Annotated in this window: 17 protein-coding genes; 5 read left to right on the top strand and 12 right to left on the bottom strand. The window is 53.4% G+C overall.

From position 1 onward, the window contains the following. The first annotated feature begins 30 nt into the window (after window positions 1-30). Both ilvN and ilvC read left to right on the top strand, forming a co-directional pair. On the top strand, window positions 31-549 hold the full coding sequence (gene ilvN / locus DS739_RS09800; RefSeq protein WP_006117448.1) for an acetolactate synthase small subunit: 519 nt from the start codon (window positions 31-33) through the stop codon (window positions 547-549). A 59-nt stretch (window positions 550-608) separates the two neighbouring features. Next, the gene (gene ilvC, locus DS739_RS09795; RefSeq protein WP_035351970.1) at window positions 609-1,628 is read left to right on the top strand and encodes a ketol-acid reductoisomerase; all 1,020 of its coding nucleotides are present in this window, start codon (window positions 609-611) and stop codon (window positions 1,626-1,628) included. 83 nt (window positions 1,629-1,711) lie between these two features. Here the strand turns inward: ilvC and DS739_RS09790 are convergent, their stop codons facing one another. Genes DS739_RS09790 through DS739_RS14200 form a run of 3 tightly spaced genes read right to left on the bottom strand, consistent with a single transcriptional unit; the run spans window position 1,712 to window position 4,928 of the window. Next, window positions 1,712-2,707, bottom strand: a complete 996-nt coding sequence (locus DS739_RS09790; protein ID WP_035351920.1) for a copper resistance protein B — start codon at window positions 2,705-2,707, stop codon at window positions 1,712-1,714. Then, window positions 2,704-4,449: a copper resistance system multicopper oxidase gene (locus tag DS739_RS09785; RefSeq protein WP_006117445.1), complete on the bottom strand. Its 1,746-nt coding sequence runs from the start codon at window positions 4,447-4,449 to the stop codon at window positions 2,704-2,706. The genes DS739_RS09790 and DS739_RS09785 overlap by 4 nt, the downstream gene beginning before the upstream one ends. A gap of 44 nt (window positions 4,450-4,493) precedes the next feature. After that, entirely contained in the window at window positions 4,494-4,928 is a 435-nt protein-coding gene (locus tag DS739_RS14200) for a hypothetical protein (RefSeq protein WP_035351926.1), read from the bottom strand. A 122-nt stretch (window positions 4,929-5,050) separates the two neighbouring features. Between DS739_RS14200 and DS739_RS09775 the strand changes: the two genes are divergently transcribed. Further along, entirely contained in the window at window positions 5,051-7,423 is a 2,373-nt protein-coding gene (locus DS739_RS09775) for a heavy metal translocating P-type ATPase (protein WP_006117443.1), read from the top strand. 5 nt (window positions 7,424-7,428) lie between these two features. Here the strand turns inward: DS739_RS09775 and DS739_RS09770 are convergent, their stop codons facing one another. The 6 genes from DS739_RS09770 to DS739_RS09745 all read right to left on the bottom strand — a co-directional run bounded on the left by DS739_RS09770 (window position 7,429) and on the right by DS739_RS09745 (window position 13,917). Next, window positions 7,429-8,733: a hypothetical protein gene (locus DS739_RS09770; RefSeq protein WP_006117442.1), complete on the bottom strand. Its 1,305-nt coding sequence runs from the start codon at window positions 8,731-8,733 to the stop codon at window positions 7,429-7,431. A 33-nt stretch (window positions 8,734-8,766) separates the two neighbouring features. Continuing rightward, window positions 8,767-9,396, bottom strand: coding sequence for a nicotinamidase (locus DS739_RS09765; protein ID WP_006117441.1), 630 nt, complete (start codon window positions 9,394-9,396; stop codon window positions 8,767-8,769). A gap of 12 nt (window positions 9,397-9,408) precedes the next feature. Continuing rightward, window positions 9,409-10,737: a glutamate--tRNA ligase gene (gltX, locus tag DS739_RS09760; RefSeq protein ID WP_006117440.1), complete on the bottom strand. Its 1,329-nt coding sequence runs from the start codon at window positions 10,735-10,737 to the stop codon at window positions 9,409-9,411. Window positions 10,738-10,793: 56 nt separating this feature from the next. After that, the gene (locus DS739_RS09755) at window positions 10,794-11,213 is read right to left on the bottom strand and encodes a hypothetical protein (RefSeq protein ID WP_006117439.1); all 420 of its coding nucleotides are present in this window, start codon (window positions 11,211-11,213) and stop codon (window positions 10,794-10,796) included. Then, window positions 11,210-12,457, bottom strand: a complete 1,248-nt coding sequence (locus tag DS739_RS09750) for a hypothetical protein (protein ID WP_006117438.1) — start codon at window positions 12,455-12,457, stop codon at window positions 11,210-11,212. The genes DS739_RS09755 and DS739_RS09750 overlap by 4 nt, the downstream gene beginning before the upstream one ends. Before the next feature lie 80 nt (window positions 12,458-12,537). Then, window positions 12,538-13,917 (bottom strand): class II 3-deoxy-7-phosphoheptulonate synthase, encoded by a 1,380-nt coding sequence (locus DS739_RS09745; RefSeq protein ID WP_006117437.1) that lies wholly within the window; start codon window positions 13,915-13,917, stop codon window positions 12,538-12,540. A 293-nt stretch (window positions 13,918-14,210) separates the two neighbouring features. On the opposite strand from DS739_RS09745, the gene DS739_RS09740 reads away from it, so the two are divergent. Next, window positions 14,211-14,615, top strand: a complete 405-nt coding sequence (locus DS739_RS09740) for a hypothetical protein (RefSeq protein WP_006117435.1) — start codon at window positions 14,211-14,213, stop codon at window positions 14,613-14,615. On the opposite strand, the gene DS739_RS09735 is transcribed toward DS739_RS09740, so the two are convergent. After that, window positions 14,612-15,211, bottom strand: a complete 600-nt coding sequence (locus DS739_RS09735) for a YigZ family protein (protein WP_006117434.1) — start codon at window positions 15,209-15,211, stop codon at window positions 14,612-14,614. The two genes, DS739_RS09740 and DS739_RS09735, sit on opposite strands and share 4 nt — an antisense overlap. Window positions 15,212-15,417: 206 nt before the next feature. On the opposite strand from DS739_RS09735, the gene DS739_RS09730 reads away from it, so the two are divergent. Then, the gene (locus DS739_RS09730; RefSeq protein WP_035351972.1) at window positions 15,418-15,843 is read left to right on the top strand and encodes a hypothetical protein; all 426 of its coding nucleotides are present in this window, start codon (window positions 15,418-15,420) and stop codon (window positions 15,841-15,843) included. Between the two features lie 50 nt (window positions 15,844-15,893). On the opposite strand, the gene DS739_RS09725 is transcribed toward DS739_RS09730, so the two are convergent. Together DS739_RS09725 and ppdK are read right to left on the bottom strand one after the other, a co-directional pair. Continuing rightward, entirely contained in the window at window positions 15,894-16,718 is an 825-nt protein-coding gene (locus DS739_RS09725; RefSeq protein ID WP_006117432.1) for a pyruvate, water dikinase regulatory protein, read from the bottom strand. A 50-nt stretch (window positions 16,719-16,768) separates the two neighbouring features. Next, on the bottom strand, window positions 16,769-19,444 hold the full coding sequence (gene ppdK / locus DS739_RS09720) for a pyruvate, phosphate dikinase (RefSeq protein WP_006117430.1): 2,676 nt from the start codon (window positions 19,442-19,444) through the stop codon (window positions 16,769-16,771). Window positions 19,445-19,574 lie beyond the last annotated feature (130 nt).

Genomic DNA, 19,574 nt, shown 5'->3' with positions numbered 1-19,574 from the left:
CTTCCAGTCTGATTTCAGGATATACTGACAATGCAGCAGGAAATTTCTGGTTCTGCCGTTATCTCTCTTCTGGTGGACAACGAAAGCGGTGCGCTGGCTCGTATTGTGGAGCTGTTTTCTGGCCGCGGATACAACATCCAGAGCCTGACAGTTGCCCCGGTTGATGAAAATCAGACCACATCCCGCGTGAATGTGGTGACAACTGGCACCCCCTCCGCTATCCGCCAGATACGTGCCCAAATTGCGCGTGTGGTGCCCGTATCCCGCGTTGTGGATCTTACGGCAGAAGGCCCATATGTGGCGCGGGAAATGGCACTGGTGAAAGTGGTTTCCTCTGGCGAGCCGCGTACGGAAGCCCTGCGGATTGCGCAGGCATTTCGTGCACAGGCAGTGGACACCACGGCAAGTTCTTTTGTGTTTGAACTGACTGGCTCTACAGAAAAGCTGGACAGTTTTATCGAGCTGATGCGTCCGCTTGGGCTGGCTGAGGTTTCACGCACAGGCGTGGCCTCCATTTGCCGCGGACCGCAGACAATTCAGAGCATCTGAAGTATGAGAAAAGCCGGAAAAGCTATTCCGGCTTGCTAAAAGGAGCAAAAACCATGGCAATGCGCGTGTATTACGACCGTGACGCCGATGTGAATCTGATTAAATCCAAAAAGGTTGCCATTATTGGTTATGGTAGCCAGGGCCATGCCCACGCAAACAACCTGAAGGACAGCGGCGTAAAAGACGTTGTGATCGGCTTGCGTGAAAGCTCCTCAGCAGTTGAAAAAGCCAAGGCTGCTGGCTTCACCGTGATGACCCCAGACAAAGCTGCTGCATGGGCAGATGTTGTTATGGTGCTGACGCCGGATGAAGGCCAGGGTGCTCTGTACAAAGAATCTCTGGAAAAGAACCTGAAGCAGGGTGCCGCTTTGGCATTTGCTCATGGTCTGTCCATCCACTTCCGTCTGATCGAAGCACGCCCGGATCTGGACGTGTTCCTGATTGCACCAAAAGGCCCTGGCCACACCGTGCGTTCCGAATATCAGCGTGGCGGCGGTGTGCCCTGCCTGGTTGCTATTGCGCAGGATAAGTCTGGCAAGGCTCTGGACATTGCTCTGTCCTATGCTTCCGCTATCGGTGGTGGCCGCGCAGGCACGATCGAAACTTCCTTCAAGGAAGAAGTTGAAACCGATCTGTTTGGTGAACAGGCAGTTCTGTGCGGCGGTCTGGTTGAACTGATCCGCGCTGGCTTTGAAACGCTGGTTGAAGGTGGTTACGCACCGGAAATGGCATACTTTGAATGCCTGCACGAAATGAAGCTGATCGTGGACTTGATCTACGAAGGCGGCATTGCCAACATGAACTACTCCATCTCCAACACTGCTGAGTATGGTGAATACGTGTCTGGCCCGCGTGTGATTACGCCAGAAACCAAAAAAGCCATGAAGGGTATCCTGACAGACATCCAGAACGGTACGTTCGTGCGTAACTTTGTGCTGGAAAACCAGTCTGGCAACGTGTTCTTCAAAGCTACACGTGCTCGTAACGATGCGCACCAGATTGAAGCCGTTGGTGAAAAACTGCGTGGCATGATGCCGTGGATTGCAAAATCCCGTCTGGTTGACAAAACCAAGAACTAATTCAGTTCTGGCGTTAGCCTTAGCAAAAAGCCCTGCCACCTCATGTGTGGCAGGGCTTTTTCTGTTTTGGGGCTATCTTGCTGTTAAAACCATGAGCGGATGCCAAAGGTAAAACGTAAATCCTCTGGCCCATTTTCTGCCATGCGGGTGTTGTTTCTGGCTACGCTGGCGGTGTTGCCATAATGCCCGGCATAGGTAACGGCAATATATGGCGCAATCTGGCGTTTGAACTCGTAGCGTAGGCGTAAACCTGCATCTATGTCAGAAAAACCCCGGCTGACACCACGCTCTGGGTCTGCATGAGAATAAAAGTTCAGCTCGGCTTGTGGCTGTAAGATCAGACGGTTGGTTATCAGGAAGTCATAAGAACCTTCCAGTTTGCCTGCCACTCCTGTGTTGTTGAAATATGCCGTGGCAGATACATCAAAAAAGTAAAGTGCCAGCCCTTGCACACCTACGGCACCCCATGCGCGGGTAGGGCCGCTATCTACATCTAACCGGATACCTGCCTGCACATCAAAATAAGTGGAAATGGCGCGGTCGTAAAAGAATTCATGATCGCCGTCTGAAAAACGATGGTGGCCATCTAGTAAGCCTTCGGACTTTACCCAGAACTTGTTGTAATCTGTGCCAAACCACGCCTGGCCAGAATAGCGGAACAGGCTGTTGCCCGGAGTATATCGGCCCTCGAACTGTTCCAGAAGCGCATGGAAATACGTGTTGTGGTCCATAACCGGGTGGATATGCTGCACGTAATGCACTTTGGGCACAGGTGGCGGTGTGGCTGGCCATTGTGCGCTGGGTGTAACGGGCGGATAGGCGGAAGTGCCCGGTTTGTCGTTTTTGTTGGGTGCTACGCTTTGCGTAGAATGGTGCGCGGGTGTCGAGCTTTGCGGATGCGCAGGTTTTTGGGCTGGCATGTCCATGTCGCCCATATCCATATCATCCATGCCTTCCATACCTGCATGGTGCATGGAAGCCGCTTTAGCCTGCGGAATAACCGTAAAAGCCATAAGCAGAGCAGGCATGCCCAACAGGAGCCAACGACACAAAATCTGGCGGTAAAAACATGTTTTCATGACACCACCACCGTGCGGAACATGCCTAGATCCATGTGGTAAAGCAGATGACAGTGAAAAGCCCATAAACCCGGTGTATCGGCAGACACCAAGTAACTAAGCCGCCCGCCCGGTTGCACAATAATGGTGTGTTTTACGGGGTTGTACAGGCCGTTCCCGTTTTCCAGTTCACTCCAAAGGCCGTGCAAGTGGATGGGGTGTTCCATCATGGTGTCATTGATCAGGGTAAAGCGTACCCGTTCGCCCAAACGCAGCGGAATGGGCTCAGCTTCCGAGAATTTTTTACCATCAAATCCCCAGATATAACGCTCCATATTGCCGGTAAGATGCAGCGTGATCTCGCGCGACGGTGGGCGTTGATCTGTGGCTGGGTGGGTGGCGCGTAGGTCTGCGTATGCCAGAACCCGTCGGCCATTGTTTTGTAAGCCATCACCGGGGTCTGCCAGCCGGTTGATGGGCATGGCGGCACGGTTTTGGTTTTCTACATTCAAGGGTGGCGCATGTGTTTTTGCTACCGGATGCATGGGCATGGCGTGCATATCCATGTCACCCATATCGTGGCCCCCATGCATGGCCATACCCATATCTACCATGGTGCGTACGGGGCGTTCATCCATCGAGGGAATGGGCGCACTCATGCCGGAATGGGGGGCGAGCGTGCCGCGGGCGTATCCTGTTCTGTCCTCACTTTGGGCAAAAATGGTGTAGGCTTGGTTGTCTTGTGGCTGCACAATGCAATCATACGTTTCCGCCACACCAATGCGGAATTCATCTACCCGCACGGGTTCAACATTATTTCCATCTGCCTGAATGACATCCATCTGTAAGCCGGGAATGCGGATATCGTAAAAGGTCATGGCGGAGGCGTTGATAAACCGCAGCCTGACGCGTTCACCGGGTTTGAAAATACCGGTCCAATTGGCAGCAGGCGTGCAGCCATTCATCAGATAGGTATAAATAATGCCGCTGACGTCTGAAATATCCGTAGCGGACATATTCATGCCTGCCCATTGCATACGGTCTTTTAGTGTAGGCCAGACGCCAGATTTCTTGGCATCATGAAAGAACGAGGCAGCCGTGCGCTGACGGAAATTATAGTAGTCGTCCTGAAACTTCAGCTTGTTGATGATGGTATGGGGCGCCACATCAGACCAGTCTGAAAGCAGGATAACGTAATCCCGGTCATAACTGTTGGGGTCTGGCTCCTTGGGGTCAATCACAATGGCCCCGTACAGTCCCATGGCTTCCTGCATGTTGGAGTGGCTGTGGTACCAGTATGTGCCGCTCTGTTTGATAGGAAAGCGATAGGTAAAGTGTGCGCCGGGTGCAATGCCCGCAAAGCTTAGCCCCGGTACCCCATCCATATGGGCCGGGCAGCGTATGCCATGCCAGTGGATGGAGGTTGTTTCATCCAACGTATTATGAATGTTCAGGCGTAAATCATCGCCTTCACGCCACCGCAGGATAGGGCCGGGCACACCGCCATTCATGGTGGGTACGCGCTGCGGCTTATCCACAATATTTACGTTTGCCCAACCGATGGTCAGATCAAAATTACTGCTGGTGTGCGGGGTTACAATTCCGGATGTGTGGGAAGAAGCAAAAACCTGTTGAGGTGGCCGAAAAGCATACATGGCCGCCAATGCGCTGCCGCCAGTTATAAACTGCCGACGAGACACATTTCTCCCTTTCAAGGCAGGAGGAATATGCATGGGTATTGTCCATTCTGCATTATGCTGCACGTATGTAAGAACGCGCAGACCGACTGATTAAAACGTGTGAAAAATCAGGCGTTATGCAGTTTGGGTGGCCTTAGCAGAGGTGCGGCAGCGTAATCTGGCAGAAACAGAACATTCCTGCGTAACCGATGCGCAGGTATTTGCCATGCGGCTTCATGCACAGGCACATAAGGCAGAAGCGCAGAAAGCCCAGATGCAAAGCAGTCTGTCTGGCAACAATGCTGTTGATGATGGTGTGCATGGTTTTGCAAGGCACAATGGGCCGCATGGGCTGCCAGTGGTGCAACTGCCGAATGTTCCATCGGCATGCTCATGGCATCATGAGAATGGCATTCGGCGGACTGCATGCTTGTAGGCCACCCACCCATTGCATGGGTAGATGCAAACACCTTGCCCGGCAGAAGCGCATGCAAACCTACCAGCACTGCTACAAAAAGCAGGCCGCTCAGAATTTTTCTGAAAGGCAGGATGCGATCCATCATCTCGCCACCATATCTGCAATGTGTGTATGAGAGCAAGAAAATGTCCTGCAACGCAGAAAGTCGTATCATAAGTTGGTTTTGGTGCGATACGCAGGTGTGCAGCTACAGGCGGAGTAGGGTGAATGAGCCAGACAATCAGTTTCCCGGTAGAAGGGATGTCCTGCGCTGCATGCGCTGCCCGGCTGGAAAAAGTGCTGAACAGGTTGGAGGGCGTGCAAGCCTCTGTCAATTTTGCAACAGCCAAAGCACAGGTTGATCTGGGGGCCGGTGCAAGCAGCGTAACAGATGTGTTAGGTGCCGTAGCTAAGGCCGGGTTTGGGGCACAGACATCCAGCGTAGATCTGGCTCTTACAGGGCTTTCTTGTGCAGGCTGTGCCGGGCGGGTGGAAAAAGTGCTGAACGCCCTGCCATCCGTGCATGCAAATGTTAATCTGGCTACCGAGCGTGCGCATGTGACCTTTGTTCCCGGTATTGTAACCGTGCAAACGCTGATAGCAGCGGTGGAAAAAGCCGGATATGGCGCAAGTGTTTTCCAACAGAAAACAGCAGAAGAAGCCAAGCATCAGCGGCAGAAGGAATGGCGCACAGCGCTTACGGGTTTTGTGCTGGCAGCGGTTTTAAGCTTGCCGTTTTTGCTGGAAATGGTGGGTATGATGGTAGACGCACACCATGCGGTTATGTTGCCGCTATGGGTGCAGCTTGGTCTGGCCACTATAGTTCAGTTTTGGTGTGGCCGTTCCTTTTATGCAGGCGCATGGCATGCATTGCGCAGTGGTGCTGCTACTATGGATGTGTTGGTGGTTTTGGGCACCAGCATTGCCTATGGCTTCAGCGCGGTTGTGGTGTTGTTTGGGCTTGATCAGCCTGTTTATTTTGAGGCCAGCGCGCTGGTTATTACACTGGTTTTGCTGGGGCGTCTGCTGGAAGCACGGGCCAAGGCGCGTGCAGGGGCTGGGATGGAAAGTCTGCTACGGCTCCAACCCAAAACGGCGCATGTTGAACGTGCCGGGCAGATAACGGATGAACCCGTAGAACAATTGCAAATTGGCAATGTGTTTTTGGTGCGTCCGGGTGAGAGTATTCCTGTAGATGGTGTGGTGCTTTCTGGCGCATCGGATGTGAACGAAGCCATGCTGACGGGTGAGAGCGTGCCTGTTACCAAGCAGGTCGGAGCCAACGTGTTTGCAGGCACATTAAACCAGACTGGCGCGCTGCGGGCCAAAGTAACCGGAATTGGCAGCCAGACCGTTCTGGCAGGCATTGTGCATATGGTGGAGCAGGCGCAGGGTAGCAAAGCCAGTGTGCAGCGGCTGGCAGATAAGGTGGCATCTGTTTTTGTGCCAGTTGTGCTGGCGCTGGCTGTGCTGACATTTGCAACAGGCTGGTTGTTGACAGGCGTGTGGGACCAAAGCCTTGTTAACGCTATTTCCGTGTTGGTGATCGCCTGCCCATGTTCTTTGGGGTTGGCAACTCCTACCGCCATTATGGTGGGCACGGGGCTGGGCGCGCGCGCGGGTATCTTGTTCCGTAATGCGGATGCACTGGAGCAGACACGTAAGCTTACAACGCTTGTGGTGGACAAAACAGGCACCTTAACCCAAGGGCAGCCCGCAGTTGTGGATGTTCAGGTTATAGCGCCTGCTTCTGCACAAAATGCGCTGGCTCTGGCATATGCACTGGAAAGTCAATCCGAACATCCATTGGCGCGTGCAGTTGTTAATTATGTACGTGCGCAGGATGTAACAGCGGCAGAGATATCTGGTTTTCAGGCGGTGCCGGGGCAAGGTGTTACCGCAGAGTTTCAGGGGCAATCTGCTGCGTTGGGTTCTCCTACGTATCTTAGCACTCTTGGCTGTAAGGTAGATCATGAATTCACCCAAAGCTGGCAGCAGCAGGGGCGTACGGTTGTGGGGGTGGCGCAGGGGCAAACGGTTCTGGCATGGTTTGCGCTGGCAGATCAGATCCGACCAGAAGCGCATGAAGCTGTAGCGGCTTTGCAGCAGCAGGGGCTGGATGTGGTTATGCTAACGGGGGATAACGCCCGTGTTGCGCAGGCTGTGGCCCAGCAGGTGGGTATAAAAACAGTTATTGCCGGTGTGCTGCCAGATGGCAAAGCAGCCGAAATTCGTAAGTTGAAAGAGCAGGGTAAGTGCGTTGGCATGGTGGGTGATGGTATAAATGATGCCCCGGCCCTTGCCTCAGCCGATGTTGGGTTTGCCATAGGGGCTGGAGCAGATATTGCGCTGGAAACGGCTGATGTTGTGCTGATGCGCAGCAACCTGATGGCCTTGGTGGATGCGCTTTCCCTCTCTCGCGCCACGGTTTCCAAAATATGGCAGAACCTGTTTTTTGCCTTTATCTACAACATTCTCGGTTTGCCACTAGCGGCACTTGGTAAGTTGGACCCAGTGCTGGCAGGGGCTGCTATGGCCATGAGTTCTGTTTCAGTTGTCAGCAATTCTCTGTTGCTAAACCGGTGGAAGCCCAAATCCTGATAACATCAGGTGGGTAAAGAAGGATTGGTTTCACCAAGTAAAATACTGCCTTCTTCTGGCAACCACTCTCCTGTGTTTTCATCACGCCCTTGCAAGTAAAACTGGCGAGGCGTGGTGTCTGATGCAGATTGTGCAGCCTTTTGCAGAAATTTCTGCATAGGGGCAGATTGTTTGCGGTTAATCAGGCAACACAGCTTGGTATCAGGAAAAGCGTCCAGCATATGAGCGGAGCAGTCTTCCCCCGCAAAAATCATTAACGGTGGCATCTGCCGTTTTGCGACAAAATATTTGTGAATAATGGCTGTTTTGCCTGCATCTGCCGGGAAGGGGTAATGAGCAGCCTCGGTAGAAAGCAGGATTTTTTTGCGCTCTGCCAAACGTGCGCCAAAAACATGTTCACGCGGCAGGTTGTATCCATACTCTGCTGATGTTGCGAACAGCGCAGTAATATCCTCCATGCCGGAGGTGCAGATAACCGGGTCTATCCCATGTTCTTGCAAAATCTGGAACAGGTTGGCCATTTCTGGCGTAAGCCGTAGGGCCTGCACAACTTTGGCAGATACAGGGCCAGCTTTGCCGGGGCGCTCTGCCGGGCATTCCCACGTTTGTGTGGTAATGGAGGCCCCAAGGCACCATTCATTTGCCGCGCGGCTTAGGGCAATAACATCTGCTGCCGTTTGTCCAGCCACCAGCCGTATCATCCAGCGTTGCGCGGCTTCTGGCCCGTGCAGTGTGGCAACGGCCTGTTGGCAAAAGGCCATTCTGGCCCGAAAAGCTTGCAGAGTAATATCTTTTGCCAACACATCGCGTGGGAGCGGATGCGGCATATGCCCGTAACGGGCCGCCAGCGCACGATAATCCTCTATCAGATCATCCACCAGCACCGGGAAGGAAACGGGTTGCCCAGCCATATTAAAAAATGGTGCTGGCAAGGGGTGCGCAAATGCATGCACGTGGATAAGGTGCCGGAATTCATCTGCACGCATTAGAAAGCTAAAGTGTTCCAGCATGTAGAGGAACAGCGTTTCCTGCACATCGCCCACAATGGTTGTGTTGTTCCAGTCCACCACCACATAAGGCCGACGTTGCGGATTATAGATGGAAGAATATTGCCCGTTGGCGTTGATAACGTTCTGAATGGCCTTATGCACCTGCGGCGCCCATTTAAGGGTCTCCAGCATGGGCGGTTCGCGTTCCATTAGTTCGGGAATGGATGTTGCACGTGCAGCAATGGGTGGCCCAGCCAGAGCAGAAATGCCCATACCAGCACAGCAAAGACCAAAACGACGGCGAGAAAAACTGTTACGCATAAAAACCTCTGGCTGGTTTGCGTAGGGTATGAATCAGCGCGTTGGACAAGGTATGTGTAATTGTAACCCAGAATACAGCAAAATGCCTTTTGCCTGACAGGCCGTAAGAGCACGGGCGGGATCAGTCTCTAACCCTTGGGTGGCATCTGTTAGAAGCACGCTTGCATATCCGGCTTTGTGTGCATCTATTGCTGTGGCCTGCACGCAGTATTCCAATGCCAAGCCACACACAAAAACACGCATGATGCCATGTTGTTTTAAAACTGTATCCAGCAATAGGCCCAATTCTGTTTTGGCCCCAAAAGCAGAGTAGCTATCCTGATCGGCCTGCGCACCTTTGAACACATGCAGGGTATGGTCGGGTAGGTGTAAATCTTTGGGAAAATCTGCCCCGTATGTATGGGCTACACAATGCGGGGGCCACGAACCCTTTTGATGGTGGGTATTGAAAGAAACATGATCAGGTGGGTGCCAGTCCTGCGAGGTTACGATCATCCCAAAAGGTAAACGTGCCAATTTGTTGATAACAGGCACAATGGCATGGCCTTTAGGCACAGGCAGGGTGCCGCCCGGCAGAAAATCGTTCTGCACATCCACTACAATCAGCGCATCCCTTTTGCCCGGTATAAAGGTAGGTGGGAAAGGCGCTGATTGCGGGGGCATGCGTGTTATTCTTTATGCAGAAGGGAGCAGCCGCGCCAAGGCGCGATTGCGGCCAATTAATGGTAGAAGATCACGCAGTTCCGGCCCTTGTTCTTCACCTGTCAGGGCCAGACGAAGGGGATGAAACAGGGCTTTGCCAGAACGGCCTGTTTTTTCACGCACAGCGGTTGTCCATGCTTTCCATGTGGTTTCATTCCACGGTTCGGCAGGTAGCAGGCTTGCGGCTTCTTTCAGGAAGTCATCTTCTCCTTCCTGCACGGGGGGAATGATATCTCCATCCGTTACATTATGCCAAAGGCGTGCTTCTGAAAGCAGTTCGATATTTCCGCGAATAGCCAGCCAGAATGCCTCTGTGGCCCCTTTAGGTAATCTGTCTGCCACATCTGCATAAGGTGTCTGGGCCAGTAGTTTGTGGTTCATGGCCAGCAACTGGCGGGTATCAAACCGAGCGGCAGAGCGGGAGATATGGGAGATATCGTAGATCTTGGCCTGTTCATCAAACGGCAGCAACACCGGGTCATCCGAGGACCCCAGGCGAGCAAGGTAGGAGATAAGCGTTGTTGCTTCTATGCCATCCTGCCGGAATGTGCGCAGAGAGCACGCATCAAACCGCTTGGAAAGTTTACCGCCATTTTCATCAAGCAGCAGTGGCAGATGCGCAAAACGGAAGTGATCAGGATGTGCCCCAAGAGCTTGGGCAATATTAATCTGCACGCCGGTGTTGGTTACGTGGTCTTCCCCACGAATAATGTGGGTAATGCCTGTTTCCAGATCATCTACAACAGAAGCCAGTGTGTACAGCACTGTGCCATCTGTGCGCACCAGAACGGGGTCTGAAACAGAAGGAAGTTTTACCTGGCAATCACCCATCACCATATCGCGCCAGCGTACAGTGGTGTTGGACAGTTTGAAGCGCCAGTAGGGTACTTTACCGTTTGCTTCAGCCTGTGCGCGCTGCTGGGCAGTCATTTTCAGCATGGCACGATCATAAACCGGAGCACGGCGCTGGCGGATCTGTGTTTCGCGCTTGGCAGCCAGTTCCTGCTCACTTTCAAAGCAGGGGTAAAGGTGGCCAGAGGCCTTTAGTTTTTCAATGGCCGCAGCGTAGCGGTCCAGCCGTTCTGTCTGCCGGAAGGTTTCATCCCACTGAATGCCCATCCAGTGCAGATCTTTCTGGATAGCTTCTACCAGCTCCTCGCGGGAGCGGCCGATATCCGTATCATCAATACGAAGTTGGAATTGGCCACCGTGGCGGCGGGCGTAAAGGGCATTGGCAAGTGCCTGACGGGCATTGCCAACATGCAGGAGGCCGGTAGGGCTGGGAGCAAAACGGAGTTTCATGACAGAAGCTTATGGCGCGAATGAACAGGAAAGGCCAGCCACAGCGTTATGCTGTGTTAGTGCTGGTGGCCACCATTATCTGCATCGTCCGGCGCTGCGTAAAGGTCTGTCAGGTCTTCATTATCTTCAACCAGCCGACGCGGGTCCAGCATACGCCAGTCTCGTTCCATGGGTGTTGCGCGGTGGGCTGTAAAATCATCCAGCTCATTGGCGGAATGCCAGCCATCTTCACCTGCATCTAGTACCACAGCATCTTCACCAAAGCTGAACCACGTTGTGAGCACATCCTTGGCGCTGGCGCCGGGGGTGCGGCAGCGTTCTATACTGTCGCGCACATAGGCGCGGGCAAATGCATTGGCGTGTTCCAGATCATGAAAAACGCCAACATCTTCCACAATGTTATCTTCCGCACCGCCAGAAAGATCCAGAATGCGAACTTTCCATGTTTTGTCTTCGGTATCGGTTTTGTCGGTCATGTCTGTTCGCCTTTGGTGGTTTTGCGGAAGGAGGGAAGTAGGAATTCCCTCCCAATTTTTACCCGTTCAACGCCGTTGTAGGAGACAATATCGGCTGTGGCGTAGGTTTCGTTCCATAGTTCAGGAATAAAGGAGCCAGTGCCCACAACATCAACGGGGGCGTGTGCGTCTGCCATACAGGCGCATTTGGTAACACCGAAGCCAGAAGACGCAATAATTTTAACATGCGGGAAGCCTGCGTGATCCAGTTCCTCGCGCATTTTCCAGATAGCTGCGGCAGAAACACCTGTGCCAATCAGGTAGCGCAGTTCTTTATCAGAACGGTAACGACGTAGTGCTTCAGGCGCATGGCGGTTGACGACTGCATAAGATTCCTGCGGATTCAGCCCCTGCATAAAGCGGCCGCCATGTGTATCCAGCCTTACAGCCAGCTTGCCTTCTGCCGCCAGTTTGGGAAAGCGGTTGCAAACGGCCAGCGCGTCCGTAATTTCCTGTCCAAAGTAATCAACCAGAACAACCAGATCTGTATGAGGAAATTCCGCGTGGAACATTTCAGCCGCACGCACGGTGGAACCGGCATATCCAATTAAAGCATGTGGCATGGTGCCTGCGCCATGCGTGCCGCCAAAAAAGGGTGCAACGGCATCATTGGCTGTGCCTACAAATCCGATAGCGCCGTTTTCCTGCGCTTCACGCCCCCCAACAGAAGCCGCATAGGCCATAAGCTCCTGCATTTCATACCCAGCGCAATGGCGGGCATCCATGGCTAAAAAGCGGGTATGCGGCAGGGAAAGTGCCATCTGATAAGCGCGATGTGCCGCAACACAGGGGCTACCAAGTTTTTGCAGCAGCAGTGTTTCCAGATCAGCCAGATGGGTAAAGGAACCTGTTACGTAAACCAACGGCTCGCCTGCGCCCACCCATTCACCTTCTGGGTGCACCACATCGACAGAGTAGGGGGCTTGGCGCTCGGCCATAACGTTTTTCAGCCATTCCAGCATCAGCCCCGGAGCAGAAATAACCGGACGACGGATAAAGAAGGCGTATGTAACCTCGCAATCTCCAAACCGGCCGACAATCTGGCGGGTACGATTAAAATAGGAATCTGTACGCGCGCGAATTTCCGCATCGGGAAGCGGTGCTGCTGTGCGGGCGGAACAGACGCCTGCTGAAGGTTTGGAGAAGGAATGTGTCATCCTGATCTGCTCTTTCTGCCATTGGGGCTGCAGGGATGATGGGAACAACGGGGGGCAAGGTAAACCCCACCCCCCGGTTCTGTGATCAGCCTGAGTGTTCAGGCTGAGTTCATAAAAGCGTGTATGCCTTAGCGTTCGCTTTTGAGTTCTTCCGCAATCAGGAAGGCCAGTTCCAAAGACTGTTCAGCATTCAGGCGCGGGTCACAGAAGGTTTCATAACGGTTGCCCAGATCTTCTTCTGTCAGGCAATGCGCGCCACCTACGCATTCGGTTACGTTCTGGCCTGTCATTTCCAGATGCACACCACCAGCAGGCACGTTTTCTGCCGCACACACGGCAAAGAACCCTTTCACTTCCTTCACGATGGAATCGAAGGAGCGTGTTTTGATCTTCTGCTGTGTAGAGGTGGTGTTGCCGTGCATGGGGTCTGTCAGCCACGTTACAGTCTGCCCAGTAGCTTTTACGGCCCGCATAAGCGGGGGCAGTTTTTCTGTAATCTTATCCGCACCCATACGAGAGATAAGCGTAATACGCCCGGCTTCGTTTTTCGGGTTCAGGATTTCTGTCAGCTTTTTAATGTCTTCCACGCTGGTAGTGGGGCCGACCTTAATGCCGATAGGGTTACGCACACCGCGCAGGAACTCAACATGCGCGCCATCAGGCTGGCGGGTGCGGTCCCCAATCCACACAAAGTGGGCGGAGCAGTCGTACCATTCACCAGATGTCGAGTCGATGCGTGTCAGAGCCTGCTCATAAGGTAGCAGCAACGCTTCGTGAGAGGTGTAGAACTCTGTTTCATCAATCTGCGGGGCAGATGCTGCGTTCAGCCCGCATGCCTGCATGAATGCCAGCGTTTCGCCAATACGTTCCGCCATAACGCGGTAACGGTTGGAAAGCGGAGAACGCTCAACAAAGCCAAGATTCCAGCGATGCACCTGATGCAGGTTGGCATACCCACCGTGAGAGAACGCGCGCAGAAGGTTCTGGATACCGGTGGACTGGAAGTAGCCGGTTTCCATACGAACAGGGTCTGGAATACGGGATTCCGGTGTGAAGTCTGAACCGTTGATGATATCGCCGCGGTAAGACGGCAAGGTAACACCGTTTACGGTTTCCGTATCGGAAGAGCGCGGCTTGGCGAACTGGCCAGCCATACGGCCAATTTTAACAACCGGCACTTTGGCGCCAAATGTCAGCACTACGGCCATCTGCAACAGCACGCGGAAGGTATCACGCACGATGTTGGCTTTGAATTCACCAAAGCTTTCAGCGCATGCGCCACCTTGCAGCACAAAGGCCTGCCCGGTAGCCGCTTGCGCCAGATGGTTGCGCAGGGTGCGCACTTCCCCGGCAAATACCAGCGGCGGATAGGAACTTAGCCGATCTTCAACCGTTTTAAGCGCGGCCTGATCCGGATAACTGGGAATCTGCTTTACGGGAAACGAACGCCAGCTATCCGGCATCCAGGTCGCAGACGTCGGGTTGGGCTGGGTGAGCGTTGCACTCATAACGCGGTTCCTGTCAGTTTAAGGGTGGTCAGGTCAGAGGTTGAATAAAGAAATATAAAGCACCTTACACCCGCGCACGGATGCCAAGGGGAAGCCTTTATGTCTAAAACAGCGCCAATAGGCAAATTTCATCTTTCAATGCCAAACGCGTGCGCTTGCCTTTAATGTATGGCGGGCATATGGCCGCTTGGTTTGGCATTTTGCCATGTTGGTGCAATATAGCACCAGCACAACCCGGCTGGAACGGTTTTTCGGGCAGGGTAAATTTTCATTTTTTCGCGGGGTAACGCGCAATGGCGCAGCTGCGTAAACCGTTTGTAACGGTGCTTTCGGGCATATGTGTTGGATTTGGCCTTATGGCTGGTATTTCTGCAGCTTATGCAGATCCAGCCCTGATGCCTGATGATAATGTTTCCTTCTCTGAAGGTTCTGGCAGCCTCGATTCTAATGGCCAGCAGAGCCAGTCTTCTGAAAAGAAGACCGTGCATGGGCATCGTAACCTGCCACCGGGGTATCAGGATGCACCATCCATGGATTTTCAGCATGGCGCAGACCCGGATCATCTGGCCAAGGTGCATCGTGACTCGGTAACCGGTTCCGATATTTCCAAATATGGTTCTGCCTATCAGAGCAGCAGCCCGTTTGGTTCCGGGCAGGTTGGGGATTCTACCGGCAACGGATGGGTTATCCCGCGCTAATTTTCTTCCACCAAGCGTATCTGGGCCTGACCATTCGTCAGGTCTGTGATGCGTTGAGTGATGTTTTCCTGCCAGTCTGTGGGCAGCGTAAGAATAAATTGAGCACCCAGAGCATCAAATTCTGGCGTGTCAGCCTCCACTCCCCATTCAGGCAAACGAGACTGTAGCAGCCCGATCAATGAAAACGGGCAATGAAAGCTCAGTTTGATACGGTCTATCAGCGGTTCTTTTGGGGCTTCCCGCAAACATTCTGCCGCAGTGCCAGCATAAGCACGCACAAGGCCGCCAGCCCCAAGCTTGATACCGCCAAACCAGCGCGATACCACAATGGCAACCCGATCAAGCTTTTGTGCAAGAACAACCTGTAAAATTGGTCGCCCAGCAGTGCCTGATGGCTCTCCGGCATCATGGCAGCGGCAATGTGGGCCAAATTGCCACGCCCAGCAATGATGCGTGGCATCTGGCCCTGCCGCTGCAATGCGGCTGATAAAAGCTTCGGCCTCTTCTATGCTGTTTATGGGCGTAGCATTGGCAAGAAAGCGGCTTTTTTTAATATCCCGTTCCAGAGTAAAGGGGCTTAGAAGCGTTTCGGTCATGCGCTTAATGATACAACCTGCCTAAAGCCCAGCAAATATGTATTCTGACGGATGTATGATGAGAAAGCCAAAGTTATGGCCTTATTAAGGTTGTTTCTTTGGTAAAATGGCATGACAGGATGGTGAAAAACAGGCTTGCCCTGTTGGGTGTAGGATCGTTTTGTTCCAATATATGGAAACAATCGCATTTCGCGGCTTTGCAGATTATGTATCTGCTAGCAGTGGAGCAGAAAAAGGAAAGCAGCAGCATGGTGCCTGTGTTGCGTAAGAAGTGTTTGGTTCTGGCAGGTGTTTGCGCAGTTGCTCTACCTATTCTGAATATACCGTCTGCTATGGCAGAAGGCGGGTTGGGCGACGATGACGATGCAGAAACGCATCGTCCAGCAGATATGCACAACTTGGCAACCAAGCCGCCGCTGCCCCGTGCCCATAAGGATTTTAGCAAATATCGCTACAAGCCAGAGGGCGATAAAGTGCAGGAACAGCCAGATGCCAACCGGTTGTTATTCTGGACACAGGATGGCAAGCCAGATGGTTATGCACAGCGGCGTGGAAGCAGCATTATTTATTATAATGCGCAAGGGCAGGCGATACGCATTCAGCACCTGACCCCAGAAGAAATGGCTGACTAGCACGGACTTCCACCTTCTTCCTGTATGCATACAGGAAGAAGGTGGTGTTTTTACCCGGCGGAAATCAGATCCAGAATAGCAGCGGATGTTTCTTCAATAGATCGGCGCGTAACGTCAATAACCGGCCAGTTATGGCGGCGGCACAAGCGGCGCGCCCAGTGCAATTCTTCCTGCACTTTTTCCAGATCAATATAGGCATAATCTGCCACAGGATCGATCTTGGCTTTGGATGGCACCATTTGAGACAAACGGTTACGGCGAATTTCAATGAGGCGTTCTGGGTCTATTGTCAGCCCGATAACGGGTTTATTGGTAGTAAACAGATCCTGCGGCGGCTCAATGCCCATTACCAAGGGAACATTGGCTGCCTTTAGGCCCCGATTTGCCAGATAAAAGCAGGTAGGTGTTTTAGAAACGCGCGAGACACCAACTAGAATAACATCAGCTTCGTTCAGACCTTTGGTTTCCTGCCCATCATCATGCGCCAGCACATAATGCATGGCCTCAATGCGCTGATAATAGGTTTCATCCATGATGTACTGGCCACCCGGATGAAGCGTAGCTTCTTCTCCCGTTTCTTCCGTAAGAAAGTGCAAGGCGTTATCCAGCACATCTAATAGCCGCACCTGTAGGCTTGCACAGCCTGCTTCCATATCAGCCTGCAAGGTTGGGTCTGTCAGGGAAGACATAACTGGCCCACGATCCAGCGCGATATGGCGCAAAACCCGGCGGAGCTGAAGTTGCGTGCGAATAAGGTTCCAGTGGCGCAGATGCACTTCTGTGTTGGGAAACTGCGCAATACAGGCGCGGGCAACGGAATCCAGTGTCTGGCCCGTTGCTTCGGAGACAAGATGGAGCGTGATTTTTTTTTGCATGATCTAGATTCAAAAATGGCCGCCTCGGTGAGAGGCGGCCACCTTTTTGTTCAGGCTTTTACGGCCTTGTTGTTTTTGGCAGCCAGTGCAGCCTGTGCTGCGGCCAATCTGGCAACGGGCACCCGGAAGGGAGAGCAGGAGACGTAATCCAACCCAACTTCTTCAAAGAAGGAGATGGAAAGCGGATCGCCCCCGTGTTCACCACAGATGCCCAGTTTGATGTCGGACTTGGCGGCGCGGCCTTTTTCCACACCCATACGCACCAGTGCGCCAACGCCTTCGCGGTCGATCGAGACAAACGGATCTTGCGGAAGCAGCCCTTTTTCCACGTATTCTGGCAGGAAGGAGCCAGCATCATCGCGGGAAAGGCCAAGGGTGGTCTGTGTCAGATCGTTTGTGCCGAAGGAGAAGAAGTCTGCGCTCTGCGCAATCTGATCTGCCGTAATGGCTGCACGTGGCAGTTCGATCATGGTGCCGATCTTGTAAGACAACTCTGCCTTCCGTTCAGAAAGAACATCAGCAATGGCTGTTTCACAGGTTTTACGCACCAGATCCAGTTCTGCCTTGGTACTGATCAGCGGGATCATGATTTCTGGAGCAACAGGCTTGCCTGTTTCCTTGGCAATATCAAGGGCCGCTTCTGCAATGGCACGCACCTGCATGGCGTAGATTTCTGGGTATGTAATGCCCAGACGGCAACCACGATGGCCCAGCATCGGGTTGGCTTCAGATAGTGCAGACCGGCGTGCGCGCAGGGTTTCAACATCCTGCCCAAGCGCTTTGGCCACTTCTTCCAGCTCAGCTTCACCATGCGGCAGGAATTCGTGCAGCGGCGGATCAAGCAGACGAATGGTTACAGGTAGCCCCGCCATAATGCGGAACAGTTCTGTAAAGTCACTCCGCTGGAAGGGCAGAAGCGCGTTAATGGCTTTGGCGCGGGTGGCTTTGTCATCCGCCATAATCATCTGGCGCACATGGCCAATACGATCAGGGCCGAAGAACATATGCTCCGTCCGGCACAGGCCAATACCTTCTGCACCAAAGCGGCGGGCTGTTGCCGCATCTTCTGGCGTTTCAGCATTGGCGCGCACACCAAGGCGACGGATGGAATCTGCCCACCCCATAAGGGTTGCAAAGTCACCAGAGAGTGTTGGTGGAATGGTGGGAACACGGCCTTTGTAAACAGCACCCGTGCCACCATCCAGTGTAAGCCAGTCACCAGCTTTAAGCGTGTGGCCATCTACCTTCATGGTCTGGGCTTTGTAGTCCACGGCAATGCTGCCAGCACCGGCTACGCACACGCGGCCCATGCCACGGGCCACCACAGCAGCGTGGGATGTCATGCCGCCACGTGTTGTTAGCACACCGCGAGCAGCGTGCATGCCGTGCACATCTTCCGGAGAGGTTTCAACACGCACCAGAATAACATCTTCACCTTTGGCTGCACGGTCTTCCACATCTTCAGCAGAGAACGCGATAACGCCCGTTGCCGCACCCGGAGAAGCGGGAAGGCCGCGTGTCAAAAGCTGACGTTCTGCTTTGGGGTCCAGCACAGGGTGCAGAAGCTGATCGAGAGATGCAGGAGGCACGCGGTTAACGGCTTCTTCCTGCGTGATCAGATTTTCCTTGGCCATATCAATGGCAATGCGCAGAGCAGCTGCGGCTGTGCGTTTGCCAGAGCGAGTCTGGAGCAGGTACAGCTTGTTAGCCTGCACCGTGAACTCAATATCCTGCATATCGCGGTAGTGGCGTTCCAGCAGATCGCGCACTTTTAGCAGTTCCTGATACGCGTTGGGCAGGGCCTTTTCCATAGGCACTTGGCCTTCAGCCGCACGGGATGCAGCCATGGGCTGCGGTGTGCGGATACCGGCCACAACGTCTTCACCCTGAGCGTTGATCAGGTATTCACCGTAGAAAATGTTTTCACCGGTAGAAGGATCACGTGTGAAGCAGACGCCTGTGGCGCAATCATCACCCATGTTGCCGAACACCATGGATTGCACGTTAACAGCCGTGCCCCAGCTTGCCGGAATATCATGCAGCTTGCGGTAAGTGTTGGCGCGTGGGTTCATCCATGAGCCAAATACGGCCCCAATGGCGCCCCAAAGCTGCTCTTTCGGGCTTTCAGGAAAAGCGGTGCCGGTTTCCTGCAGAACAATCTGTTTGTAGCCTTTAACGACTTCCTGCCATTCCTCAGCGCTCAGAGATGTATCATCTTCCTTGCCGATGGCACGCTTGATCTGCTCAAGCAGATCTTCAAAGCGGTGGTGGGCAACACCCAGCACAACGGAGCCGTACATCTGAATGAAGCGGCGGTAGCTATCCCATGCAAACCGGGCATCACCGGATGATTTTACCAGCCCTTCAACGGTGCTGTCATTCAGCCCCAGGTTGAGAACTGTATCCATCATGCCGGGCATGGAAACACGTGCGCCAGAACGGACAGAAACAAGCAAAGGGGCATTGGCATCGCCAAAGCGCAGACCCATGGCTTTTTCAACCAGACCCATAGCTTCTTCAAGCTGGGATTCCAGTTCAGCCGGGTATTTCCGTCCGTTTTCGTAGAACGCCGTGCAGACTTCAGTGGTAATGGTAAACCCCGGGGGGACGGGCAGGCCAATATTGGCCATTTCTGCCAGATTAGCTCCCTTACCGCCGAGGAGATTGCGCATCCCGGCGTTGCCTTCGCTCTGGCCTGCGCCGAAACTGTAGATCCACTTGGTCATGTGCCGTTCACTTCATTCCTGCACACAGTAAAGCCAAAAGCCCCGACCGAGGGGAGGAAAAGGAGATAACGGGGCGATAGGCTGGCCTGCGTGCTATTTTTATTCTTGGTTTTGGACGACTTTGTAATCC

The sequence above is a fragment of the Acetobacter sp. JWB genome (assembly GCF_003323795.1).
GTDB lineage: Bacteria > Pseudomonadota > Alphaproteobacteria > Acetobacterales > Acetobacteraceae > Acetobacter > Acetobacter oryzifermentans.
Note: the sequence above shows the minus strand (reverse complement) of the source record. Positions and strands in the feature narration are given on the sequence as shown.